Origin of the sequence: Corynebacterium urinipleomorphum (assembly GCF_900155535.1) — a bacterium.
GTDB lineage: Bacteria > Actinomycetota > Actinomycetes > Mycobacteriales > Mycobacteriaceae > Corynebacterium > Corynebacterium urinipleomorphum.
In genome coordinates this window covers 49,846-75,037 of sequence record NZ_LT706964.1, presented here as the reverse complement: position 1 = coordinate 75,037, position 25,192 = coordinate 49,846, and the positions used below count along the sequence as shown (strand labels likewise).

Annotated in this window: 19 protein-coding genes; 8 read left to right on the top strand and 11 right to left on the bottom strand. The window is 64.4% G+C overall.

The window, feature by feature from the left end; translation table 11 throughout:
• Positions 1 to 969 (bottom strand): glycosyltransferase family 4 protein (locus CZ338_RS05885; RefSeq protein ID WP_087117367.1); only part of this gene is annotated, 969 nt, incomplete at its 3' end.
• A gap of 11 nt (positions 970 to 980) precedes the next feature.
• Complete coding sequence (locus CZ338_RS05880; RefSeq protein ID WP_087117366.1) at positions 981 to 1,373, bottom strand: type II toxin-antitoxin system VapC family toxin; 393 nt, start codon at positions 1,371 to 1,373, stop codon at positions 981 to 983.
• Between the two features lie 323 nt (positions 1,374 to 1,696).
• On the opposite strand from CZ338_RS05880, the gene CZ338_RS05870 reads away from it, so the two are divergent.
• The gene (locus CZ338_RS05870) at positions 1,697 to 2,494 is read left to right on the top strand and encodes a class I SAM-dependent methyltransferase (protein WP_204211887.1); all 798 of its coding nucleotides are present in this window, start codon (positions 1,697 to 1,699) and stop codon (positions 2,492 to 2,494) included.
• A 3-nt stretch (positions 2,495 to 2,497) separates the two neighbouring features.
• Here the strand turns inward: CZ338_RS05870 and CZ338_RS05865 are convergent, their stop codons facing one another.
• A complete protein-coding gene (locus tag CZ338_RS05865; protein ID WP_087117364.1) occupies positions 2,498 to 4,312 on the bottom strand; it encodes a phosphoenolpyruvate carboxykinase (GTP) in 1,815 nt (604 codons plus the stop codon).
• 300 nt (positions 4,313 to 4,612) lie between these two features.
• Between CZ338_RS05865 and trmB the strand changes: the two genes are divergently transcribed.
• The 7 genes from trmB to CZ338_RS05830 are packed head-to-tail and all read left to right on the top strand — an operon-like array spanning position 4,613 to position 12,616.
• The gene (gene trmB, locus CZ338_RS05860; protein WP_087117564.1) at positions 4,613 to 5,416 is read left to right on the top strand and encodes a tRNA (guanosine(46)-N7)-methyltransferase TrmB; all 804 of its coding nucleotides are present in this window, start codon (positions 4,613 to 4,615) and stop codon (positions 5,414 to 5,416) included.
• Positions 5,413 to 6,084 (top strand): NYN domain-containing protein, encoded by a 672-nt coding sequence (locus CZ338_RS05855; RefSeq protein WP_087117363.1) that lies wholly within the window; start codon positions 5,413 to 5,415, stop codon positions 6,082 to 6,084. The genes trmB and CZ338_RS05855 overlap by 4 nt, the downstream gene beginning before the upstream one ends.
• A gap of 15 nt (positions 6,085 to 6,099) precedes the next feature.
• Positions 6,100 to 8,388 (top strand): MMPL family transporter, encoded by a 2,289-nt coding sequence (locus CZ338_RS05850; RefSeq protein ID WP_087117362.1) that lies wholly within the window; start codon positions 6,100 to 6,102, stop codon positions 8,386 to 8,388.
• A 4-nt stretch (positions 8,389 to 8,392) separates the two neighbouring features.
• The gene (locus tag CZ338_RS05845) at positions 8,393 to 9,412 is read left to right on the top strand and encodes a lysylphosphatidylglycerol synthase transmembrane domain-containing protein (RefSeq protein WP_087117361.1); all 1,020 of its coding nucleotides are present in this window, start codon (positions 8,393 to 8,395) and stop codon (positions 9,410 to 9,412) included.
• Between the two features lie 25 nt (positions 9,413 to 9,437).
• A complete protein-coding gene (locus CZ338_RS05840; protein WP_087117360.1) occupies positions 9,438 to 10,895 on the top strand; it encodes an FAD-binding oxidoreductase in 1,458 nt (485 codons plus the stop codon).
• Between the two features lie 9 nt (positions 10,896 to 10,904).
• Positions 10,905 to 12,227 carry an SAM-dependent methyltransferase gene (locus CZ338_RS05835; RefSeq protein WP_235839469.1) on the top strand — a complete coding sequence of 441 codons (1,323 nt, stop codon included), beginning with the start codon at positions 10,905 to 10,907 and terminating at the stop codon, positions 12,225 to 12,227.
• A 26-nt stretch (positions 12,228 to 12,253) separates the two neighbouring features.
• A complete protein-coding gene (locus tag CZ338_RS05830) occupies positions 12,254 to 12,616 on the top strand; it encodes a DUF3054 domain-containing protein (protein WP_087117359.1) in 363 nt (120 codons plus the stop codon).
• 15 nt (positions 12,617 to 12,631) lie between these two features.
• Here the strand turns inward: CZ338_RS05830 and CZ338_RS05825 are convergent, their stop codons facing one another.
• From CZ338_RS05825 to CZ338_RS05790, 8 genes are all read right to left on the bottom strand, one after another.
• Positions 12,632 to 12,841, bottom strand: coding sequence for a PIN domain-containing protein (locus tag CZ338_RS05825; RefSeq protein ID WP_204211884.1), 210 nt, complete (start codon positions 12,839 to 12,841; stop codon positions 12,632 to 12,634).
• Positions 12,842 to 12,909: 68 nt separating this feature from the next.
• Positions 12,910 to 13,182: an antitoxin gene (locus CZ338_RS05820; protein WP_162287313.1), complete on the bottom strand. Its 273-nt coding sequence runs from the start codon at positions 13,180 to 13,182 to the stop codon at positions 12,910 to 12,912.
• A gap of 247 nt (positions 13,183 to 13,429) precedes the next feature.
• The gene (locus CZ338_RS05815) at positions 13,430 to 14,974 is read right to left on the bottom strand and encodes an acyl-CoA carboxylase subunit beta (protein ID WP_087117356.1); all 1,545 of its coding nucleotides are present in this window, start codon (positions 14,972 to 14,974) and stop codon (positions 13,430 to 13,432) included.
• 4 nt (positions 14,975 to 14,978) lie between these two features.
• On the bottom strand, positions 14,979 to 19,772 hold the full coding sequence (gene pks13, locus CZ338_RS05810; RefSeq protein WP_087117355.1) for a polyketide synthase Pks13: 4,794 nt from the start codon (positions 19,770 to 19,772) through the stop codon (positions 14,979 to 14,981).
• 83 nt (positions 19,773 to 19,855) lie between these two features.
• Positions 19,856 to 21,631, bottom strand: a complete 1,776-nt coding sequence (locus CZ338_RS05805; RefSeq protein WP_087117354.1) for a FadD32-like long-chain-fatty-acid--AMP ligase — start codon at positions 21,629 to 21,631, stop codon at positions 19,856 to 19,858.
• A gap of 37 nt (positions 21,632 to 21,668) precedes the next feature.
• Entirely contained in the window at positions 21,669 to 22,601 is a 933-nt protein-coding gene (locus CZ338_RS05800) for a cutinase family protein (protein ID WP_087117353.1), read from the bottom strand.
• A 26-nt stretch (positions 22,602 to 22,627) separates the two neighbouring features.
• On the bottom strand, positions 22,628 to 23,119 hold the full coding sequence (locus tag CZ338_RS05795; RefSeq protein WP_087117352.1) for a DUF732 domain-containing protein: 492 nt from the start codon (positions 23,117 to 23,119) through the stop codon (positions 22,628 to 22,630).
• A gap of 13 nt (positions 23,120 to 23,132) precedes the next feature.
• Positions 23,133 to 25,106 carry an alpha/beta hydrolase-fold protein gene (locus CZ338_RS05790; RefSeq protein ID WP_087117351.1) on the bottom strand — a complete coding sequence of 658 codons (1,974 nt, stop codon included), beginning with the start codon at positions 25,104 to 25,106 and terminating at the stop codon, positions 23,133 to 23,135.
• Positions 25,107 to 25,192 lie beyond the last annotated feature (86 nt).

Below are 25,192 nucleotides of genomic sequence, written 5' to 3'. Positions count from 1 at the left end.
GCGGGCAGGGTCGGCGACGAGTTCGCGGACGGCGGCTCGAAACTCTGCTTCAGTGTCCACGAGAAGGCCGGTCTCACCGTCGATGATGGAGTCGCGCAGGCCGCCGGCTTCGCGGTAGCCGATTGTGGGGACGGCGTGCTGGGCGGCCTCCACAACCGCGATGCCCCACCCTTCCTTGGCCGACGGCATGAGGTGCAGGTCAGAACGCGCGAGAAGGGCGTGCTTGAGGTCGTCGCCAACGTGGCCGTGGAAGATGACCCGATCGCCGAGGTCGGCTGCATAGGCGCGCAGCTGGTCTTCCCACCAGCCGGACCCGATGATGTCCAGGACCACGCCGGGCAGGTCGCGGACGGTGTCGATGGCCTGTTCGATGCGCTTGTGCGGCACGAGGCGGGAGAGGACGACAAGGTGAGTCTTGCCGTCGGGCTGCAGGGAGGGAAGGTCGGCGGGGACGGGATCGACGCCGTTCTCGATGATCGCGATGTCGGACGGGTTCACGCCGAGCGCTACCAAGTCCGCGCGGGAAGCCTCTGACACGGTCACATATTGCGCGCCGCGGTACACCAGGGGCGCCAGTGTCGACTCCAGGAACCAGCCCAACCGCCCGATCACCGGACCAGCCACGGGCCACTGCTCTTTGTGGCAATGGTGCGTCAGCAGCACAACCGGCCGGCGCGTGAACAACCGCGCAAAAAACGGGATGCCATTTTGCGTATCGACGACAACGTCAGCCCCACTCCCCCACACCGCAAAAGGAGCGCGCAGGTAGACGGTGTATTTTCCGCCGTAGCGCTGGAAGCGGATGCCGCTGCGAAGCGAACGGTGCGGTGCGTCGGTGTGGCTGGCGCACCGGTAAATGACCTCGTGACCCTGGCTGGCCAGGTACGTGCCGACACGCTCCAGGTAGCGTTCGCTGCCGCCGCCTTGAGGGTGGGTGGTGTCGCGCCAGCACAGCAAGAGGATCTTCATCCCGGCTGATCTTACGCGGGTGCCAACACATCCATATCGAAGTACGCGGCAGCCTCCATCATGCGCTTGTCGTATGTGAGAACAGTGCGCGCACCTATCATCAACGCGGTTTGGATATGGATCGCATCCAGTGACCGCAAAAATGGGCCCTTTAATTGGCCTGCAGAACGCAAAATAGGCTGGTCCAATTGCACCTGTGCAATCCTCATCATAATGGCAGTGGCACGAGTTTGAGATGCGCCTGTTCTCATTGCCACGCGCCGAAGCTCGGTTTCTAATAATGCTGAGGAAATCAGCGAGCTTTCGGAATTCACCAACCACTCTTTGAGAGCCAACGACTGTGCCTCCGTTTTCAACAGTGAGGCAGCAGCCGAAGTGTCTACATACACGAGCGGTTGGGCCATTTTCACAGTCTGTCTTCCCTCAACTCGTCAAGAATATCCATGACACTAGGACCGTCATTTGTCGGCTCAAGATCAAAGTCTGCCCAGCTAGATTGGCTCTGAGCGGGAGAAACTCGGAGCTCATTCAAAGCGGTGAGTCTTCCAATCGGCACTCCGTCGTCGGTGAGAATGAAGGATGCCCCTTCCTCGAGCTCGCGGCGTAGACGGTCGACCTCATGCGGAACATCGCGCGCAGGAACATCGCGGGGTCCATTCAAGTGATCTGGTCCAAGGACCCTCCTTCGGTAAGCGTGCGTGCTGGTCATGGTGCCAAACTAACACGCATGGTTGTGAATGGTAACGGTGTTAGTGTCACTGAAGTGGATATTCGCTTGAGACGCACCCGGCAGTTGGCGACGTTGAAGCGCTCAGTGAGGTTGCTGCGGTCGTTCAAGCACGAGCAGACCCGGCCCGAAATCTTTTACGGGGCGTTGGCGCAGGACACAGCCGCGTTACTCGAAGCGCTCAGCGAGGACGTGAAAGGAGCAGGCCTGAACGGCCAGCGTGTCCTAGACGTCGGCGGCGGGCCCGGGTACTTCGCCGAGGCGTTCGGGGAAAGGGGGGCGGGGTATGTGGGTCTGGAGCCGTCGATAAGCGAAATGTCGGCGGCGGGCTTGAGCGGATACGGGGCTGTGCGCGGCGACGGTACAGCGCTGCCGTTCAAAGACGGCGTGTTCGATGTGACGTACTCGTCGAATGTGGTCGAGCACGTGCCGGATCCGGCGACGCTTTGCCACGAGATGCTGCGGGTGACGCGTCCCGGCGGGCTGGTCGTGATCAGCTACACGGTGTGGCTGGGGCCGTTCGGCGGGCACGAGACGGGACTGTGGCCGCACTACGTGGGCGGCGATTTCGCGCGGCGGCGCTACGAGCGCATCCACGGGCGCCCGCCGAAGAACGTGTGGGGCGAATCGCTGTTCGCGGTCTCCGCGAAATGGGGTCTGGACTGGGCGGAGAGCTGCGGGGCAGAAAAAATCACCGCGTTCCCCCGCTACCACCCAAGCTGGGCCTGGTGGCTCACCTCGGTGCCGGTGGTGAGGGAGTTCGCGGTGTCGAACCTGGTGCTGGTTTTGCGAGCGTAGCCCTTAGATCATCGAGCGGGACTTCTCCAGCTCGTCGAAGATCTCCTGCGGGACACGGTCGCCGAGGGTGCCCAGGTACTCCTTGCCCTCCTCGAAGTCGGCGCGGAACTCCTCCGGGTTGACGGCGAGTGCCTCGCGGACGTCCTCGATCGGGGTGTCCAGGCCCTCCAGGTCGAGATCCTCGGCGCGGGCGACGTTGCCTGCGACCGTCTCGTCAGCCTCAACGCGGCCCTCAATGCGGTCGACGATCCACTTGAGCACGCGGGAGTTCTCGCCGAAGCCCGGCCACAGGAAGCGGCCGTCCTCGCCGCGGCGGAACCAGTTGACCAGGAAGATGGACGGCATGCGGTCGCCGCCCTCGTTGCCGCGGTCGATCCAGTTCTGGATGTAGTCGCCGACGTTGTAGCCGATGAACGGAAGCATGGCCATCGGGTCGTGGCGCAGGGAGCCGACCTTCGCCTCCAGGGAAGCGGCGGTCTGGCCGGAGGCCAGCAGAGAGCCGATCATCGTGCCATGGTTCCATTCGCGGGCCTCGGTGACCAGCGGGATCGTGCTCGGGCGGCGGCCACCGAAGAGGATCGCGTCCACCTTCACGCCGCACCAGTCGTCAAATTCCTCGGCAGCAGACGGGCACTGGGTGATGGGCACGCAGTAACGGGAGTTCGGGTGGGCGGCCGGGGTGGTGGACTCCGGCGTCCAGTCGTTGCCCTGCCAGTCGATGAGGTGCTCCGGGGTCTCGCCGTCCATGCCTTCCCACCAGACATCGCCGTCATCGGTGAGTGCGACGTTGGTGAACAGTGTGTTGCCCGGCTCCATGGAGCGCATCGCGTTCGGGTTGGACTCGTAGTTGGTGCCCGGCGCGACACCGAAGAAGCCGTTCTCAGGGTTGACGGCGTAGAGGCCGTCCTCACCCAGCTTGAGCCACGCGATGTCGTCGCCAACGACCTCGGCCTTCCAGCCCGGGATGGTCGGGGTGATCATGGCCAGGTTGGTCTTGCCGCAGGCGGACGGGAACGCGCCGGTGAGGTGGTAAGCCTTGCCCTCCGGATCGATGAGTTTGAGGATGAGCATGTGCTCGGCCATCCAGCCCTCTTCCTTGGCCATCACGGAAGCGATGCGCAGCGCGTAGCACTTCTTGGCCAAGATGGCGTTGCCGCCGTATCCGGAGCCATAGGACCAGATCTCCTTGGTCTCCGGGAACTGGGAAATGTACTTGGTGTCGTTGCACGGCCACGCCACATCTTCCTCGCCCGGCTCGAGCGGGGCGCCGACGGAGTGGAGGCACGGCACGAAGTCGCCGTCTTTGCCGATCTTGTCCAGCGCTTCCTGGCCCATGCGCGTCATGATGCGCATGGACATGACCACGTACTCGGAGTCCGTGAGCTGCACGCCCAGCTTCGGGTCCGGGTCGGAAATCGGGCCCATGCAGAACGGCACCACGTACATGGTGCGGCCCTTCATGGATCCACGGAAGTGCTCGGTCATCTCAGCCTTGAGCTCGTCCGGGGCGACCCAGTTATTAGTCGGGCCGGCGCCTTCGGGGGTCTCGCTGGCGATGAAGGTGCGGGATTCCACACGCGCCACATCGGACGGGTGGGAGCGGGCGAGGAAGCTGTTCGGGCGCTTCTCCTCGTTCAGCTTGATCAGCGTGCCCTTCTCCACCAGTTCGGCGGCGAGACGGTCCCACTCCTCCTGAGAGCCGTCAGCGAAAACCACCTTCTCCGGCTGGAACAATTCGACTGCTTCGTTGATCCAGTTGATCAACTGCTCGTTCTCGGTGGGGGCCTGCCCCTCCAACAGCTTCACTGCAGCGACCATTGCTTCTCCTCTAAATCATCGGCGGTTCCTTTATTCAGGGTATCGGACTACCCCCGTTCCCCGCCCCAACTCCATAACCGCCCATTTAAGGGCGTTGAAACTACAAAAGTACTACCCCCAAAAGAGTGTGGGTGCGCCCCCATTAATCGCGCCCGTTCACGCCATTAAGCTGCCCTTACTCGGGCACCGGCGGCAGTCGGATGGGAATGTGGTGTCGCCACCCCGCACAGCCCCGGCAAGGTCCTTTTGCTTCCCCTAAGCGGGGGGCATCACGCACAGGATTGAGAGCTCGTGGACAATATGATCGTGAACGAAAACGATCGCAGCCGAGAAGAGGGCCGAGTAGAGAGCCGGGAGGAGCTCGGCGAGCTCCCGCACGGCCGCCCGCCGCAGACCGAGTTCGACACCGGCCTGGACTACCCGCGCTTGGGGTCGGTCACCTTCCGCCGCGGCACGCTGACCGATAATCAGCAGTCGCTTTTCGACGAACACTGGCCCCGCCTCGGCACAGTTCTTGACGGTACTGCCGACGAGCAGTGGATCGACTACGACGAGTGGTTCGGCCGTGCCGGCCACCCGACGATCGTGGAGATCGGCTCGGGCACGGGAACGTCCACGGCGGCGATGGCTCCGCTGGAGGCGGACACGAACATCATCGCGGTGGAGCTGTACAAGCCGGGTCTGGCGAAGCTGCTGGGTTCCGTTGTGCGCGGAGACATCGACAACGTGCGCATGATCCGCGGCGACGGTGTCGAGGTGCTCGCCCGCATGATCGCACCGGAATCGCTCGACGCGGTGCGCATCTTCTTCCCGGACCCGTGGCCGAAAGCGCGCCACCACAAGCGGCGCATCATCCAGTCCGGCACGCTGAACCTCATCTCCACACGCCTCAAGCCGGGCGGAGTGCTCCACGTAGCCACGGACCACGCGGACTACGCGGAGTGGATCGACGAGCTCGTCGAGGTGGAGCCCACCTTGGAGTACAAGGGCTGGCCGTGGGACGATGCCCCCATTCTGACCGACCGCCAAGTGATCACGAAGTTCGAGGGCAAGGGCCTGGACAAAGACCACGTGATCCGCGAGTACCTGTGGGTGAAGAAATGACAGACCTGCACACGACCACACACCCCTATACCGCCGGTGCCGAAGCCGGACCGGACAATCTGCTGCTGGTGTGGGACGCCCCCAACCTGGACATGGGCTTGGGCGCCATCCTCGGCGGACGCCCGACCGCCGCCTACCGTCCGCGTTTCGACGCCATCGGCCGCTGGCTGGCCATGCGCACCGTGGAGCTCGGCGCTGAGACCGGCACGACCGTCGAACCGGAAGCGACTGTGTTCACCAACGTCGCACCGGGCAGCGCCGATGTGGTCCGCCCGTGGGTGGAGGCCCTGCGCAATGTCGGTTTCGCAGTGTTTGCCAAGCCGAAGGCGGACGAGGACTCGGACGTGGATGCAGACATGGTGCAGCACATTCGGCGTCGCCAAGCTGAGGGCGTACTGCGCGGCGTTGTCGTGGCGTCTGCTGACGGCCAGAACTTCCAGGAACTTCTGGACGAGCTCGCTGCCGACGGCCTGCCCGTCACCGTGCTCGGATTCCACGAACACGCCAGCTGGGCGGTGACGTCGCAGACGATTTCATTCGTAGACTTGGAGGACATCCCCGGGGTGTTCCGCGAGCCGTTGCCGCGCGTCAACCTGGACCAGCTGCCGGAAGAAGGTGCCTGGCTGCAGCCTTTCCGTCCGCTGTCGGTGCTGCTCAACAAAGGTTAAAGAAGAGGAGAGCCCGTGTTCTACAAGTGGGGCCAGTTTGCTTACCGCCACCGCCGGATCATCCCGGTGGTGGTCATCGCGATCATTCTGCTCATGCAGGTGCTGTGGGGCTCCAAACTGGGCGACCGGCTCTCCCAGGAAGGCTGGGAAGACCCAGGTGCCGCGTCCACCACCGCCGCGAAGGTGGAGGAAGAGGTCTTCGGTCGCGATAACAACGGCGACGTGATCCTGCTGGTCAGCGGGAATGTGACCGACAAGCAGGTGATGGCTGAGGCGAACCGGCAGATCAGTGCGCTTCAGGATCAGTTCCCGGAGCAGATCGACCACATCACCAGCTACTTCGACAAACCCAACCCGCAGCTGCTCTCCCCCGACGGCACGAAGGCCTTCGCCGCGATCGGTCTGAAGGGCGACGGCGAGCAAACGCTGAAGGACTACCGCGCTATCGAGGACGCACTCTACGACATCCAGCTGCCCGAGGGCACGGATGTCCAAGTCGCAGGAGCCACCGCCATTGCTGGTGCACTGGATAAGGACATGGCCGACGACATCGCGCGCGCGGAGAAGATCGGACTGATCTTCGTGGCCATCATCCTGCTCTTCGTGTTCGGCGGTCTCGTCGCGGCGGCCATGCCTTTAGTGGTGGGTATTTTGTCCATCCTGGGGTCGCTGTCCGCGCTGTCCCTGCTGGCGCAAGTGCAGCAGGTCAACGTGTTCTCCCAGTCCGTTATCACGTTGCTGGGTCTGGGTCTGGCCATCGACTACGGCCTGTTCATGGTCTCCCGCTTCCGCGAGGAGCTGGACGTGCGCGGCGACACGCCTGAGGATATCGAGGCCGCGGTGGCGGAGACCACCACCACGGCGGGCAAGACAGTGTTCTTCTCCGCGCTCATGATCGGTGTAGCGCTCTCCGGCCTGCTCATGTTCCCGCAGGCCTTCCTCAAATCCGTGGCCTACGGCGCGATCAGCGCGGTCGTTCTAGCGGCGATCATCTCGGTGGCTGTGCTGCCGGCGCTGTTCAGCATGCTGGGCCGGAACATCGACAAGTTCTCGGTGCGCCGCACGAGCCGGAAGGCCCGCCGCATCGAGGACACCATCTGGTACAAGATCCCTGCATGGGCCATGCGGCACTCCAAGCCTGTCATCGCTGGTGTGGCAGGTGCGCTCATGCTGCTCACCCTGCCCATCGTGGGCATCACCTTCGGCGGCATCAACGAGTCTTACCTCCCGCCCGCTAACCAGGTGCGCCAGGCACAGGACGAGTTCAACGAGACGTTCCCGGCCTTCCGCACCGACCCGGTCAAACTCGTGGTGGAGAACGCTACCAACGACCAATTCATCGACATCGTCTGGCAGACCCGCGGCGTCACCGGGCTGGCTTCCCCCATGGAGAAGACCAAGTCCACTCCGGACGGCACGTTCGTCCTGTCGGGGACGCTGGCGGATAGGAACGGCGGGGAAGACGTCGTCAAGCAATTGCGCGCGATCGATGCCCCGGAAGGTGTGGAGCTGCATGTCGGCGGCACCCCGGCGATGGAGGTCGAGTCGATCGAGGCGCTGCTGGAGCGCTTGCCGTGGATGGCTGTGTACATGGTGCTGGCCACTTTCCTGCTGATGGCGGTGCTGTTCGGGTCGATGATCCTGCCGGTGAAGGCTGTGCTGATGAATATCCTCGGCATTGGCGCGACCCTCGGCTTCCTCACACTCGTCTTCGTCGACGGTCTCGGCGCCGGCGTGCTCGGCTTCACCCCGGGCCCGCTGATGAGTCCGGTGCTGGTGCTCATCATCGCGATCCTCTACGGACTATCCACGGACTACGAGGTCTTCCTTGTCTCCCGCATGGTGGAGGCGCGCAACAAGGGCGCGGACACGGACCAGGCGATCAAGTACGGCACGGCGCATACCGGCTCCATCATCACGGCGGCGGCGCTGATCATGATCGTTGTCGCGGCCGCATTCGCGCTCAGCGAGATCGTGATGATGAAGTACATTTCCTACGGCCTGATCATTTCGTTGGCGCTCGACGCAACGCTGATCCGCTTGCTCCTCGTCCCCGCGATCATGCACGAGCTGCGCGAGGACAACTGGTGGGCGCCGGGCTGGATCAAGCGCACCGCGGAATCGTTCGGGGAAGGTGGCGACAAGAGCAAGCAGCTTATCGACGCCCCGTCCCACCCCCGCACCGGCGACATCCCCATCGGGGAGACCATCCCGGCTAACCAGCACGCCCGCTCCGGTATCTCCGTCGACGAGGACACACAGTTGATTCCGTTCGACGAGCTGATGCGCCGGTTAAACGGCTAAGGGCATGACCAGCGCCCGGGCGTGGATCCGCTGGCTGGCACCCGTGGTGGTGCTGGTCATTCTCGGCGTGGTCTTCCGCGAGCAGCTGCCGTTTCTGGGGGAGGCGTTCACGGCTCTGCGTCACGCCTGGCCCGCCCCCGTTGCCGCGGCCGTGGCGTGCTCTGTGCTGGCGATTCTGGCCATGGCCGCGGTGATGCGCATCCTCCTGACCAAGGACGGCGTGCGCGTGAACATGGCTAACAGCACCGCGATCACGCTGGCCAGCAATGCGTGGTCCACCACCATTCCCGGCGGCCCGGCGATCTCCGCGTGGCTGACCTTCAAGGTCCACCGCTCGTGGGGCGCGTCGGTGGGCCTGTGCGGCTGGTTCTTCGTCATCTCGGGCGCGCTTTCCACGGTGTGGATGGTGGTCATCGGCATCGGCGCGGTGCTCTTTCTCGGCGCGCGGCTGTCCGTGTGGGCGCTGGCCGGTTCGTTCGCCGTCGCCGTCGCCGCCATCGCGGGGCTGTTCTGGGCGATCTACAACCCGGGCATTCTCCGCCGCTGGGTGCGCTTCCTGCCGCGACGCGTGCGCGGCAAGGTCGTCGAGGTGGTCGACCAGCTGGGCAGCATCCGCATGACGCCGGGCGCATTCTTCGCGGCTGCGACGTTCTCGCTGTTGAACCAGCTTATCGACATCGCCACCCTTTACTTCTCCGTCACCGCCGTCACCGGTGCCCTCCCCGGCCTGACCGCCGGGCTGAACGAGACAACGGTGCAGGGCGTGGCCCTAGCGTTCATCATGACCAAGCTCGCCGGCGCTGCCCAAGTGACCCCCGGCGGCATCGGCACCGTCGAACCCGTCGCCACCGCCTCGCTGGTCGCTTCCGGGCTCACGCTTGTCGACGCCACCGCCGCCACCCTCATCTACCGCATCATTTCCTTCGCCCTCATCACGGCTATCGGCTGGGTCATCTACCTCGTGGCCTACGCCGGAAAAGGGTTCATGCTGGGGCGGCCGGAGGACGGAAGCCTGCCAAACTGAATGAACAGGTCTATCGTGGCCTTATATGAACGTTTGGGGCCGCAGTGTTGACTGGCAACGGGTCACTCCGGTGGCGTGGCATGGGCATGAGCGGGGCGTCGATACGCTTGTGCGCTCGTTCGACGCTGTTCCGGACGGGCAGCGCGTGAGGTTGGCGAAGAAGACGTCGAACTTGTTCCGTTCCCGCGAAGCCGCCGGGGCCGGGCTCGATGTGAGCGGCCTCGCCGGTGTCATCGAGGTGGACCCGGTGGCAAAGACTGCCGATGTGCAGGGCATGTGCACTTACGAGGACCTCGTCGACGCGACCCTGCCCTATGGCCTGACACCGCTGGTGGTGCCGCAGCTGAAAACGATCACCCTCGGCGGCGCGGTGTCCGGCATGGGCGTGGAATCCACAAGTTTCCGCAACGGCCTGCCCCATGAATCCGTCCTGGAGATGGATGTGCTGGTGGGCACTGGCGAGATCATCACCTGCTCCCGCGAGGAGAATGTGGAGCTTTTCCGCGCGTTCCCGAATTCCTACGGCTCCCTCGGCTACGTCGTCCGGCTGAAGATCGAGCTGGAAGATGTCGCTGCGTTCGTGGAGCTCGCGCACGTCCGCTACAGCGACCTGGCGCAATTCCAGGACGCGTTAGCCGCCGCGGCCGCCAGCGGCACATGGGACGGCCGCGAGATCCACGGCCTCGATGGCGTCGCGTTCTCCCCGGACGAGCAGTACCTCGTGCTCGCCTTCCAGGTGGACGATGCGCCGGGCACCTCCGACTACACGCGCGACGCGGTCTTCTACCGTTCAATCCAGCACCCGGCGGGCACGAAGCACGACTACCTGACTATCCGCGACTATATCTGGCGCTGGGACACCGACTGGTTCTGGTGCTCCCGCGCATTCGGCGCGCAAAACCCCCAGGTGCGCAAGATCTGGCCCCGGCAGCTGCGCCGCAGTTCCTTCTACTGGAAGCTCGTGGGCCTGGACAAGAAATACGACCTTGAGTACCGCTTCCTGAAGAAGCCGAAGAACCTGCCGCGCACCGAACGCGTCGTGCAGGACATCGAGGTGACCGATAGGCACCTCGCGGAATTCCTGGAGTGGTTCTTCGCCGCCAGCGACATTGAACCCGTGTGGCTCTGCCCGATCCGTCTGCGCTCCGGGGTGGAAGAACTCTCCGGTGTGGGGCTGCCCGAGTCCGCGCCGTGGCCGCTCTACCCGCTGGAGCCGGGCACGACCTGGATCAATGTCGGCTTCTGGTCCGGAGTGCCGGCGGACCACGTCTCCCCGGCGCAGGAGCCGGGAGCCTTCAACAAGATCATCGAGCAGAAAGTCTCGGAACTCGGCGGGCATAAGTCGCTGTATTCGGAGGCGTTCTACAGCCGCGAGCAATTCGGGCAGCTTTACGGCGGGGACCTGCCGGAGCAGATGAAACGGAAATACGACCCAGAGCGAAGATTCCCGGGCCTGTATGACAAAACGGTGAATAACGCGTAGGAGACGAACATGATCATCGGCAACCAGAGCATGCACTTTACGCCCATGACCGTCGCAGAGATTGTGGATGCACTCTTCCCCACCGGCAACCCGTTCCGCTGGGAAGCGTTCGACGGCTCGACCACCGGACCCGAAGATGCCCAGCACACCGTGCGCCTGACCAGCCCTGAAGGCTTGTCCTACATCGCCACCGCCCCGGGTGATTTGGGTCTCGCCCGCGCATGGGTCACCGATGGCCTCGTCGTGGAGGGCGAGCATCTGGCCCACCCGTACGGCATTTTCGACCACCTGCGCACGCTGTACGAGAAATTCTCGCGCCCGGACGCGGCCACCGGCCTACGCATCGCCCGCTCCCTGCGCGCTATGGGCGCCATTCAGATCCAGCCGATCCCGGAAGCGGAACAGGCATCATGGCTGGAACGCCGCGTGCGCCAAGGCCTGTCCCGCCACTCTAAGGAACGTGATGCGGATGTCATTTCCTCCCACTACGACGTAGGCAACGAGTTCTACGAGCTCTTCCTCGGCGAATCCATGGCCTACACCTGCGCTTACTACCCCACTCCGGAGGCGACGCTCGACGAGGCGCAGGAGAATAAATTCCGTCTCGTCTTCGAGAAGATGAATCTGAAACCCGGCGACCGCCACTTGGACATCGGCTGCGGCTGGGGCTCCATGGTGCGCTACGCCGCCCGGCGCGGCGTGAAGTCTCTCGGTGTCACCCTGTCCAAGGAGCAGGCCGAATGGGCGCAAGCCAAGATTGAGGAGGAGGGCCTCGCCGACCTCGCCGAAGTGCGCTTCCTCGACTACCGCGATGTCAAAGAGGGCGACTTCGACGCCATCTCGTCCATCGGCCTGCTCGAGCACATCGGCGTGAAGAATTACCCGTCCTACTTCGAGTTCCTCTCCGAGAAGCTTCGCGACGGCGGCGTGATGGTCAACCACTGCATCACCTACCCCGACAACCACAAGACCCGCAGCGGTGAATTCATGGACCGCTACATCTTCCCCGACGGGGAGCTCACCGGGTCGGGCACCATCATCAAGAACATGCAGAACCACGGTTTCGAGGTGTTCCACGAGGAGAATATCCGCTTCGACTACATGCGCACTCTCCACGACTGGTGCGAGAACCTCAAGTCCAATTGGGACAAGGCTGTCGAGCTGGTCGGCCAGAACACCGCCAAGCTCTGGGGCATGTATATGGCGGGCTCTGAATGGGGCTTCGAGCACGACGTGGTGGAGCTGCACCAGGTCGTGGGCATCAAGCTGGACAAGAACGGTTCACGCGCCGGCACACCTGAGCGGCGCTGGTGGAACGACTCAGTGTTCTAGGCCACCGGTGCCCTAGAATTCATGCCATGAAGATCTCCTCCCCCGTCGCTGTCGCACTGGACACGCTCGCCATCGCCGTTTTCGCTCTGCTGGCCCGCATCGCGCACCAGACCGAGGAGATGCCGCTGAATTTCACAGGCTGGCTGTCCACCCTGTGGCCGTTCCTGGTCGGCGTGGCGCTCGCCTGGGTGATCATCACTCTCGCACGCAAGGGTGAGGGCAAGGGCAACGGCGTGTTCATCTGGCTGATCACCGTCGCCACCGGCCTGCTCATCTGGGGCATAAGAAATCAGCAGCTGCCGCACTGGTCCTTCATTGTCGTGGCCAGCGTGATGTCGGCGCTGCTGATGTTGGGGTGGCGCGGGATCGCGCGCCTGATCAAGCGTTAGCTATAAGCGGTTGTCTCAGAGGCGCCAGTTCTCAAGCTTGAGCGAGAGGACTCTAGAGAACTCCCCGTCATTAGCGGTCACCAAAACAAGGTCATTCGCTACAGCCTGTGCAGCAATCCAGAGGTCATTGGAGCCAATGGGCTGGCCAATCGATTCGAGCTCGAACCGAAGCTTACCGAGAACGATGGACGAGAGTCGCACATCATCTGCAATGACGTTGTTCATTCTTCGGATGACATTTGGATCGCTACTCCGTAGAGCATCGATCCAAACATTGGCATCCAAGAGATAAGTCACGAATCGCCCCAGGAATCAACGTCGTCTAAGGGCAGTTCCTCGGGCTCCTCAAGCCCTTCGGGCCAGCCCTCCGGCAGTTCAGCGTTAATGGCGTTGATTACGTCCATGGCTGAAAGCGGTTCCGGCGTTATGTAGAGCTTGTCGCCGATCCTCTTGATCCAGACTGTGTCCGAATCGAACCGGAAGTCTTTCGGGATTCGGACAGCCTGAGTGTTGCCGGACATGAATACTGAAGTCTCCACCGACCGGGCAGCTGGTGCTTCCGTCATTGTGACCTCCCTGTATGCACGCCCGAGTGTATACAAAAACGGCCGCATCGAGCGACCGTTTACGTGTGAGGGCTCGCCGCTCTTAGAACGGCAGCTGGCCGTTGGAGATCGCGCGGACAGCCCACACGATGAAGTTGATGAGTTCGGAGCTGAGGTCCAGAACGCTGCTGAGCATGTTTCCTCCTGAAGTTTCGGGAATAGGGATCAATCAGTTCTTCTAGTGGTATCGCAATGATCTCGCCGGGTGTTACAGCGGGTGGATATTGTGCTTCTTCGGCAGATCGTGGTCGTACTTCGTGGACAGCTGACGGAGCGCACGGCGCAGAGTCAGGCGGGTCTCCGAGGGCTGGATCATCGCGTCGAGGTAACCGCGCTCTGTGGCCACGTACGGGGATGTCATGTTCTCCTCGTAGAAGTCCATGAACATCTTCTTCATGGCGTTGCGCTGAGCTACATCCTCAATGGCGGCGAGCTGCTTGCCCTGGATCATCACCGCGGCGGCAGCAGAGCCCATGACGGCGATCTGCGCGGTGGGCCACGCGAAGTTCAAGTCGCCGGACAGGTTCTTCGACCCCATCACGGCGTACGCGCCGCCGTAGGCCTTGCGGACGATGAGCGAGATCTTCGGCACCGTCGATTGCACGACCGAGAAAGCGAGCTTCGCGCCGCGGTGAATCAGACCGACCTTCTCCTGGTCCACGCCCGGTAGGTAGCCCGGTGTATCCACGACGAAGATGAGGGGCAGGTTATAGGCGTCGCAGATCTGGATGAACCGGGCACCCTTATCGGCAGCGTCAGCGTCGATGCAGCCGGCGAAGTGCATGGGGTTGTTGGCTACGAAGCCGACTGGGCGGCCGTCGATACGCCCGATGGCGCAGATGAGATTCGGGGCGTAATTCTCCTGGATCTCGAGGATTTCCTCATCGTCGCCGATTTGAACCAGCAGATCCATCATGTCGTAGCCGGCGTTGGTGTCGTCCGGCATGAACTCGTCGAGAGCTGAATCGTCCAAGTCCTCGTCGGCCGGTGCCCACGCGACGGGCGCCTCGTCGAAGGAGCTCGTGGGCAGGTGACCCAGCAGGTCGCGGACGAAGTCGAAAGCCTCCTCCTCGCTCGGCACGGTGACGGAGACGTTGCCGTTCTGCTCCTGCTGCATCGCGCCGCCGAGCTCCGCGGAGGAGACGTCCTCGCCGGTGACCTCACGGATGACCGCGGGGCCGGTGACGTACATTTCCGCCTGGCCGTCGACTGCGACGATGAAGTCGGTGGTCACCGGGGCGTACACGGCGCCACCGGCGGACTTGCCCAGCATGATGGAGATCTGCGGCGAACGGCCGGACAGCGGCAGCTGGCGGCGGGCGATCTCCGAGTACATGGCCAGGGAGGTCACTGCATCCTGGATACGTGCGCCGCCGGAATCCTGGATGCCGATCACAGGGCAGCCGACCTTGATGGCCAGCTCCATCACATCGACGACCTTCCGCCCGAAGGTCACGCCGACGGAGCCGCCGTACACGGTCTTGTCGTGGGCGTAAATGGCCACCGGGCGGCCGTCGATACGCCCGTAGCCCGTGACCACGCCGTCGGAATAGACCGCGTCCGGATCACCCGGGGTGCGGGCGAGGGCACCGGTCTCGACGAAAGAACCTTCGTCGAGAAGCGCGTTGATGCGCTGACGCGGCGTTGTCTGCCCGGCGTCGTCGCGGCGCTTGCGTGCTCGCTCGGAGCCCGGGTCCTGCGCCCGCTCGAGGCGGTCGCGCAGATCGGCGAGTTTCTCAGCGGTCGTCGTCATTGCCTTAATTCACCTCGGTGATCCACTCGGCGATGTGCTTGCCCACGATGCCCACCGCGGGCTCATCCACAACCGCCAGGTGGTCGCCCGGCAGCTGCACGATAGTCAGATCCTCCACGATAGCGCCCCAACCGCCGTCCGGGTCGATCTCGGCGTAGGCTGGCTCGAGCATGATCGCGCCCTCGTGCATGCCTTCTGCGCGGAAGAGCAGGACCGGCACGTCCACGTCGGCCCAGCGCTGCATGTCAACCTTGGCCAGAATCTGGTTGTCCACGAAGGACGCGCGCTGGTGTTCCAACACGCCCGCGGCCAACCCGTGCTCGGAGGCGTCGGTGGTGGCCAGGAAGTCACCGAGCATCTGCAGCAGCGCATCCTCGCCGGCGGACTCGAGCAGCTCGTAGGGCACCTCGAAGTCGAGCCCGTAGGTGTCCTTCGCAAACGCGGCGTAGCGCTCCCAGCGCTTCCGGGTCTCCTCCGGCGTATCCGGTGTCGGGTTCGCCGGCCGCGTGGTGTCCAGCAGGGCGATGAACTTCACCGGGATTTCTGCGTCCGTGCCCTTGCGGCTCTGCAACTGGTGGGCCACCTCGTAGGCCAGCGCGCCGCCGAAGGACCAGCCGGCGAGAACGATCGGCTGGCCGGCAGCCAGGCGGTCGATGTCGTCGAGGTAGGCCGCGACGCGGTCCTCCAGCGAGCCCTCCAGGCGCTCCAGGCCGTAGACCGGCACATTCTCCGGCAGGCGGCGGGTGAGCGGCTGGTACACCACGTTCGAGCCACCGGCCGGGTGGAATACGAACAGCGACGGGGTGGTCTCGTCCGTGCGCTCGCGCAGGACGCGGACGTTGCCCTCCACCGGGGTCTCCAGTCCTTCGCGCACGGTGTTCGCCAGAGGCTCAAGCGTCTCCGCGGCGAGCACCTCGTCCGCGCCGACCTCGATGCCGGAGCGCTCCGTCAGGTGCGCGGCGATCTGCTCAGCCTGGTCACGGGTGATCTCCGCCAGCGGCGAGGTCACGCCCGCGGCGGCTTTGCCCGCGTACTTCGCCCACGCGCCGAAGACCATGCGCTCAGACGCATCGCGCGGGGCCACGCCGACACCGGTGGATGCCGTGCCCGCTTCCTTCGCCTGCTCCACAGCCTGGGCCGGGTCGCGATTCGGGTCATTCTCCGCCATCGGTTGCGGAGCGTCGGCCTTGCCCGCCACAGCGTCTTCGACCATGGCGATGACATCGGCGACAGAGGCATCGCGCAGCGCCTGGACCTGCAGCGGAGGAATCTGGAAGTCGTTCTCCACACGGTTCTTGATACGCATGCCCATGAGCGAATCGAGTCCCAGGTCAATGAGCGGCAGCTCATCGGGGAGGTCGTCGACGTCGTAGCCCATTGACTCGGACACGATGGCGCGCAGGCGCTCTTCCACCGTCTCTGTCGCCGGGTCCCAGCGGACTGCCTCTACATCGTCGGTGGCACCGCGGATCAACTGCTCGCGCGCAGCCTGAACCTCAGGCGCGGGCTGCGGCGCCTCGGTCACGCCGGGAAGGCTTGTTGCGCCCAGGTCCAGGGAGGACGCGAAGCCCTCGGCGACCAGCACGGAGCCGTTGTACACGGTGATGGTCAGCCCGCCCAGGCTGCGGCGGACCATCGTGGTCAGCTCGCCGGCGGCGGGCAGCGGCGCGCGCTCTTCGGCGGCGACGACCGTGGCATTGCCATCGACCTCGGCGGCGGCAAGCTCCACGACCTGCATCGCAGAGAAGATCTGGTCCGCCGGTGCGGCGTAGACGATCGTGCCGTCCGGCAACGTCACCTTCGGGCCGAGCGGGCCGGAACCGGAGGAGCTCGGGCGGGCGGACGTCCACAGCTCGTTGCGGTGCAGCGGCGTGTGCGGAAGATCGGCGCGCTCACCATCGCCCGCCAGCGCGGCGAAGTCCACCGGCATGCCGGCGACGTACAACTTCGCCGCGAGATCCAGCAGCGTCGCTACCTCGTTCTCCTTGCGCTTCAAGGTGAACAGCAGCTGCGCATCGGGCTTGCCCACAGTGAACGCGGTGTTCATCATGCCCATCATGGCCACCGGGTTCGGGGAGATCTCCACCAGCGTGGTGTGGCCGGCCTTCAGTGCGGCCTCCGTCGCGTCCTGGAACAGCACCGGCTGGCGGGTCATCCGGATCCAGTAGTCCACGTCATGAATGGTCTCGCCCGCCTGGTGCACGCCGTCGACACTGCTGAACAGAGTGCGGGTCAGCGGCTTCGGCTCGATTCCGGCAATGTCGCCGGCGAGCTCGCCCAGAATCGGGTCGAGCATGCTGGTGTGCCCGGCGCCGCGCACGTTGAGCTTGCGCGCGAACTTGCTCTCTGCCTCCAGCGCCGCGACCAGGTAGTCCACGGCCTTTCCGGGTCCGCCGACCGTGGTCATGCCGGGGCCCGCGTAAACAGCAGGCTCGACGCCAGCAGCTTCAGGGTGCTTATCGACGAACCCCTCCAGCTCCTCCCGCGACAATTCCACCACCGCCATGGCGCCTTCTTGGTCGGTGCCTTCAACGGTCTTCTCGCCCTCGCCCATCAGGCGGGCGCGGGTGCAGGCGATAAGCATGGCATCCTCGGCGGACAGACCACCGGCGGCGTACGCGGCGGCGATCTCGCCCATGGACATGCCCATCGTGGCGGCCGGGGTGATGCCGTAGCTGGCCAGAAGATCAGTCAGAGCGATCTGGATGGCAGTGACGGTGACCTGGCCGGTCTCGGTGTCGTACGTCTGCTCGTCATCAAGAATGATGTCCAGCATGGACCAACCGGATTCGAATCCAACCACCTTGTCCAGCTCCTGGATCCGTGCGCGGAACGCCGGTGAGAGCTCCACTAGTGGCTTGACCATCTTGCGGTGCTGGGAACCGAAACCGGAGTAGACGAACACAGGACCGGTAACCTGCGGCGAATCCGCCGATGCGACACCCTGGGTGACCTTGCCCTCCGCCACGTAGCCGAGGCGCTTGCGCGCTTCCTCAATGGTAGAGGCGGTGACAACTGCGCGGGAGCGGCCGTGATTGCGGCCGGCCAGGGTGCGGGCGACAGCGCGCAGGTCTGCCTTGTCGGTCAGGGACTCCGCAATGGCACCGGCGAGCTCGCGGCGGCGCGACGGCAGCAGACCGGAAACAGGCAGGAGAACCAGATCCGGATTCGCCGGGTCGATGAGCCCGGCCGACGGCTCAGGTGCTGGGACGTCGTAGTCCGCTGGGTCAAAGTCGCCCACGACGACGTGCGCGTTCGTGCCGCCGAAGCCGAAGCCGGACACGCCCGCGATGCGGCGGCCGGAGTACTCGGGCCACTCGCGGGGATCTTCGACGACCTCGATCTTGGTCGCGTCGAAGTCGATGAATTTGTTGCCTTCGGTGAAGTTCGCCGTCGGCGGGACCGTGCCACGGGTGAACGCCTCGAGCACCTTGATCATGGCCACGACACCAGCGGCGGACTCGGAGTGGCCGATATTGGACTTGGCGGAACCGAGGAGCAGCGGGTCCGCGTCCGGGCGGTTCACGCCCAGGACCTGGCCCAGAGCCGTCGCCTCGATCGGGTCGCCGAGCGCGGTGCCGGTGCCGTGGGCTTCCACCAGATCGACCTGCGCGGGATCCACGCCGGCGTCGGCGTAAGCGCGGCGCAGCACATCCACCTGCGCCTCCGGGTTGGGGGCGGTCAGGCCGTTGGAGTGGCCGTCAGAGTTGGTGGCGGAGCCTTTGATCACGGCGAGAACCTCGTCGCCGTCAGCGATCGCGTCCTCGACCCGCTTGAGCACGATGAAGCCGGCTGCCTCCGCACGCACGAAGCCGTCCGCGTCGTCGGAAAACGCACTGATCTTTCCGGACGGGCTGATCACACCGAGCTCCGCGAAAGCGGTGGAAATGAACGGGGATGCCAGCACGTTCACGCCGCCGGCGAGAGCCACGTCCGCTTCGCCGCCACGCAGGGCGCGCACCGCGTGGTGCACCGCCACCAGCGAAGACGAGCACGCGGTGTCCACGTTCATGGACGGTCCGCGGAAGTCGAAGGCATAGGAGATGCGGTTCGGAATGATTGAGCTCGACGTGCCGGTCAACGCGTACGGGTGCGCGGATGCCGGGTCCGAGGTGATCAGCATGCCGTAGTCGTTCGAGGACGACCCGACGAACACGCCTACGGACTCCCCGCGCAGCTCATTGGCGGGAAGGTTCGCGTCCTCGAGCGCCTCCCACGCGAGCTCCAGCATGATGCGCTGCTGCGGGTCCATGTTCTCCGCCTCCAGCGGAGACAGGCCGAAGAACTCGTTGTCGAAGGTGCGGATGTCATCCAGGTACCCGCCCTGGACGTTCTGCTCGCGCATCTTGGCGGACATCACCGGGTCCTGCGAGTACTCGCTCCACCGTCCCTCCGGCAGTGGGCCAGTGACCGAGCGGCCGGCAACCAGCAGATCCCAGAACTCGTCAACGTTCTTGGCGCCCGGGAAGCGTCCTGCGCGGCCTACGATGGCGATGTCACCGCCGGCCAGCCCAGCGGCGCGGGTGCCGCGGGCGTCGCCCGGGGCCGTCGATAAGCCGTGCCCCTCTTTTTTGGGCGCGAGGAGTCCGTGCGCGAGCGCTTCGACCGTCGGGTACTGGTAGGCGACCGTCGGGTCGAGCTTGATGTCCAGCAGACGCTCGAGCTCGCCCGAGAGCACGACGACATCGCGCGATGAGAGCCCGAGGTTGTCCAGCGGAACAGACGGATCGACCGTGTCAGCCCCCGTCGCATCGGAGATCCACGACTGCAACCAGGTGGTGAGCTCGCTTTCCGTCATGCTTACGCCTCGGATCCTTCCTCATTTTCGGTGATCATTCTTACGGCCTACCTATCGGGCATAGCGCCCGGCGCGTTAACGTTTCAGTCTTCTTGCAGGAACTTCGCGCGGTTGACCATGCGCGCAATCTTGCCAGAGCTGGAACGCACGATCTCGTTCGGCGCGTAGAAACGGATGACTTCAGGGCTGATGCCGTGCTTGTTGGACACAGCGCCGCGGATCGCGTCCTCGGCGATCGCGTCCCCGGCTTCATCGGCGCCTTCGACGCGCTCCACTAGCACGACAAGCTTTTCGACGTCCTCCCCCTGCACCGCGAACGCCGCCACCGAATCTGGGCGCACGTGGTCGGAAGCCTCCATGACGGTGGCTTCGATGTCCTGCGGGTAGTGGTTGCGGCCGGCGATGACCACGAGGTCCTTCAGACGGCCGGTGATGTAGAGGTGGCCCTGGTAGAAGGCCACGAGGTCGCCGGTAGCCAGCCATCCGTCCTGATCGCGCAGAGTGTTGTTGAAGGTCTTCTGGGTGTCCTCCTCGCGGCCTTCGTAACCGACAGCGACGTTGTCGCCGTGCAACCACAGCTCGCCGATGGCTCCTTCTTCGACCTCCTCGCGGGTCTCCGGGTCCACCACCGCGAAGCGCATGTCCGGAACCGGCTGCCCGTTCGACGCGAACGGAATTCCGTCCTCCGCCTCCACGATGCGGCCACGGCCGATCTCCTCGCGGTCGAAGGTCTTGAACAGCGGGCGTTCTTCCGTTTGCGGGGTGGCGACAATGAGCGTTGCCTCCGCGAGACCGTACGAAGGGCGGATGACTGTCGGATCAAGCTGGGACGGGCCGAACGCCTCCACGAACGTGTCCACCGCTGCCTTGGTCACCGGCTCCGATCCGACGAGGATGCCGTCCAGCGCCGAGAAGTCGTAGTCCTCCGGGTTCTGCGGCACCGCGTAGCGGGCAGCCAGGTCGAGCGCGAAGTTCGGAACGACGGTGTACACGAATGTGTCCTCGTCGTCCTCGCGTTTGGTGATCTGGTCGACCCACCGCTTCGGCTGCTGGATGAAGTCGCGCGGCCCCATGAGCTCAAATTCAATACCCATGATGGTGACAAAGACAGTGATGATGATGCCCATGTCGTGGTGCAGCGGCAGCCACGTGGACACGCGCAGCGGCATCTTCAGCTCCACTGCGTCATAAATCTGCAGCACGTTGGTCAAAATTGCACGGTGAGTGAGCACCACACCGGCCGGCAGGCGGGTGGAACCGGAGGTGTACTGCAAGAACGCGACCTCATCGATGGGGTCCTTGTCTGTCGGCTCCTCCGGTGCGGTCCAGGACTCCGCCAGGGAATCCGGCAGGGCGTCCACAACGAGAATGCGGGGGCGCTCCGCACGCGGCACCTCGGCGAAGAATTCGCGGACGGCCTTCGCACCAGCGTTGTTGGTCAGCACAGCCGAGGCCTTGGAGTCCGCGAGCACCGCGGTGAGCTGCTCGCCGTGGCCCGGTTCATTCGGGTCGTACAACGGCACCGGCACCTGACCGGCATAGATGGCGCCCATGAACGCGAAGAGGTACTCCGGCGAGTTCGCAGCCATGATGGCCACGCGGTCACCCGGCGCGCCAGTCTGCTGCAGGCGGGCAGCCACAGCCTTGATGCGCGTCATCACCTCGTCGCGGGTGTAGTCCACTGCCACACCGTCGCGGTCTGAAGAGAAATCCCAGTAGCGCAGCTGGTGCACTTCACCGGTGCCCATCTCCGCGCTGCCTTGGTAGAGCATTTCGCACAACTGGAACAGGGACAGTTCCGGCGGCAGATCGATCTTGTCGTCGTCGTAGAACTGATACAGCAGTTGCTCGAGATCCATGGGACTCCTTGGTGAAAAGCTTGGTCGTGTTTCTAGTTTAGTTTTTGCTGTCAATACTTTCGCGAATCCACTCTACGGTCCATTGGCTGGCCGTGGTGCCAGGAATCACGTTCGGGTTCGTGGCGTACATGGCGTGCACACCGTTCGCTTCCACTAATTCGCGCGCCCGACCGAGTGCATTACCCACGTCCTGAGGTGCATCGCAGATGGAATCATCGGGCGCGCAGATCTCGATGGCCCTGTCGCTCAAAGCACCGAATCCGCCGTCGCGGACTCCGCGCATCGTCGCACCGGGCACAACAGCTTGGACGACGCGGTTGAGCGGCTGAAGCGCGATCTCCGCACCGACTCCACCCAGCGGGTTACCTGGGTTGATTCCCACGCCGTTCTCACGGCGACCGTCCGCGATCATCACCGCACCGCGGACCTTCTCCGGTCCGACCACACCGCGGTGGTTGCCAATGTCGTTGGCGATGTCCCCCACGATCACTGCGCCCTGCGAGAACCCGGCGAGAATGAATTCCGTCGAAGGGCAGGTGTCATTGATGAACCGCAGCTCCGCGTTCAAACGGTCGGTGCCCTCATTGCGGGAGTCGTCGTAACTCATCTCCGCGCGGCCTGCCGATGTCTGGATGTTCTTGAACTGCGCCGTATATGGCAGCGTCCACACACGCACATGGTTGATGTCGTACTGCTGCTGCAGCGGCTGAGTGATCGACAGCATGAAGCTCAGCGGATTCGCTTTCGGCGCGAACGGGTCGTCGTCCTTCGCCGACTCCCATGTGCCCGGCACGGAGATGACCTCCACTGCGGGACACCATTCCGGCTCTTTCGCCTTGGTCTCACTGGGTCCAGGATTGAATGGCGGCTCCGGATTCTCCCCCGGCCCCAGCCACCGGGCTGCGCCGAATGCAATGACTCCGACGACGACAAGCGCCGCAATGATCGTGAGAATTCTACGGGTGCGCACGGCGGTGCGGCCCTCCTTTTAGCCTTCTAGCAGAGGTTATCGCGTGCCGCGGAGTCGATGAGCTTGGTCAGTTGATCGAACTCCAGCTGCGTCACCTGCTGCTCGATGAGCTGGCCGGCCACGGCGTCACGCGTGATTGTGCTTCCGCCGCAGATGGTACGAGCGGTACCTACCAGTTGCTCCTCATTTCCCTCGACGTTGACTCCGCCCTGGCGTAGAGCTTCCAGGTACGCCTCATCCTGCTCCGGCCGCATCGGCACTGCCTCGGGGGTATTCTCCACCTCGCTGGCGGCACCTTCACCCGCGGCCGGGTCGTCCGCCGGAGCCGCTGCTTCCGGTGAACTGGCCTCCGTCTCAGTTTCCGTCTCCGTCTCGGTGTCCGAGGCGCTGCTGAGCGATGCCGTTGCGGAAGTCGACGGAGTCGCGGTCACATCGTCGCTGTCCACGGTCGTTCCTCCGCACGCGGCAAGGCTGAGACCTGCCGCAGCGAGGACCGCTGTCAGAAATGTCTTGCGCATACGCTTCGCTCTTCTAGTTCTTCCGCTCGCGGACCTGGCCGAAGACCTGATCCAGGCTTCCGTTCTGGAAGGAGATGGTCAGGCCGCCGGTCGGGATCTCCGTCATGTCGGAAGTCGGCCAACCGAATTTACCCTGCTCCCAGCCGTTCTTGCCCCAGTGGTCGAAAATCGCGCCACGGTAAATCGCGTGCGCCCCACTGGACGGGGACCAGTAGAGGTTACCGTTCTCGAATTCCTGGAAGTAGCCGCCGTTGATCTTCTTCTCGTTGCCCGTCGGGTAGCCCAGCTTCGACGCCGGCCCACCCATCTCGCCGTACTTCGCTCCGAGCGCACCATATACGAAGAAGTGCTTGGTCTCGCCGTCTTTCTCTGGGTTGCGGGTCAGGTAGCCCTTTTCAAACTTCTGCACGTAGCCGCCGCCGACCGACTGGGCCTCCTCGACCGGGTAGCCGAGCGGGCCGCGCTCGTAACCGCCGGCACCCCATGCCGCGAACATGTCGCCGGGGATGGCCTGCGCACCTGTGCCCGGCGTCCAGTAAATGGAACCGTGCTGGAAGTGGACAAAGCGTCCCTTACCGTCCGGAGTGGACAGCTCGCCGGTCTTGGGGAAGCCGAGCCATCCGCCCGGCCCTGCGAGCTGGTTGTACTTGGCCAGGATGGCGCCCACCAGCAGCTGCGCGCCGGTCTCCGGGGACCAGAACGCGGTGCCGCCGCGGAACTCTTCCGCCTTGCCCTTGCCACCGGCAACGTCGTACTCATTGGTGACGCAGCTGCCGATCACACCGCTCTTGGTCGCTTCAGCAATTGCTCCGACCGGGGCACAGTCTGCGCCGCGGTCAGCCTTAGACACGCCCAGAGCATCCGCGATGTGCGGCCACGCCTGAGTCATTTCGAACTGCCAGTAATCCCACGCGTGGACACCGGACGGGCGGTAGCGGGTGATCACGGGCACGCCCGCCTTGTGCGCGTAGCGCTCGAAGGTCTGCGTGGACATGCGGGAGATGACCTCCAGGCCCACACCAGCCGGAACAGCCGGGGCGGATGCCACCGAGTTGGGCTTGCCGTAGTCATCCTGGCCGGAACCGGCGGAGACGTACACCGTCTTGCCCTTGAGGTTCTCAATACCCAGCTTCGGATCGTGGTCGATCCAGTCCTGGGAGCCCAGCGGACCCCACATCGCCTCAGAGTCGTACCCGCCGGCATCCAGCTGCGCCGCCTTGATGGCCAGCGGCATACCGGAAGTGGTGGTGTCCAGGTAACCAGAGAAGGAGCCCACAAAGTCGAACAGGTTCGGGTTGCGCTCGGCCAGGTTGACCGCGGCGGTGCCGCCCATGGACAGGCCGACAACAGCACGCTTGCCGTTGGAGCGGTAGTGCTCGTTGAGCAGCGGGACGAGCTCCTTGGTCAGGAACGTCTCCCAGTTGTAGTGCTTGCCGTTGCTCGGTTTCTGCCAGTCCGAGTAGAAGGAGGACTCGCCACCCACCGGCATGATGACGTTGACGTTCTTGTCGGCGTAGAACTGCTCGATATTGGTCTCGATGGTCCAGCCGCTCTCGTCCTCACGCGCGCGCAGACCGTCGAGCGCCCAAACCTCGGGGAACTTCGCCTGCGGGTTGGAGTGCCAATCGCGTGCCAGCAGAATCTGAACCTGGATCGGCTTGTCCGGCATTGCCGCGGAGTTGATGAACACTGCGACGCGGCGCTGCGTCAGCCATTCGATGCGCTCCACCGACACGCCCGCAGGCAAGCCCGGGATCTGCGGGTGCTGGTCCACCTCAATCGGGGTGCGGGGCGGCGGATCGGAGGGACGCAGGCCGTCAGAAATGCCGCGGCCCGATGACAGGGCGCTGGACATGCCGGAGGAACTGTTCTGTGCAACCGCCGGCATGACGGCTACCCCGACAGCGACGGCTGTGGGAACTGCGGCGACTGCGAGCAATTGGCCTTTGGTGACCTTGCGGGGAGAACGTCGGGGTGAAAAGCGCATGTTAGAGAGCCCTTTGTTAGTTGACGGTACGGCGGACTAACGGGCGCTCCGGCCTAGGGGTTCCCCTCCCCCAGGCCGGGCCCGGT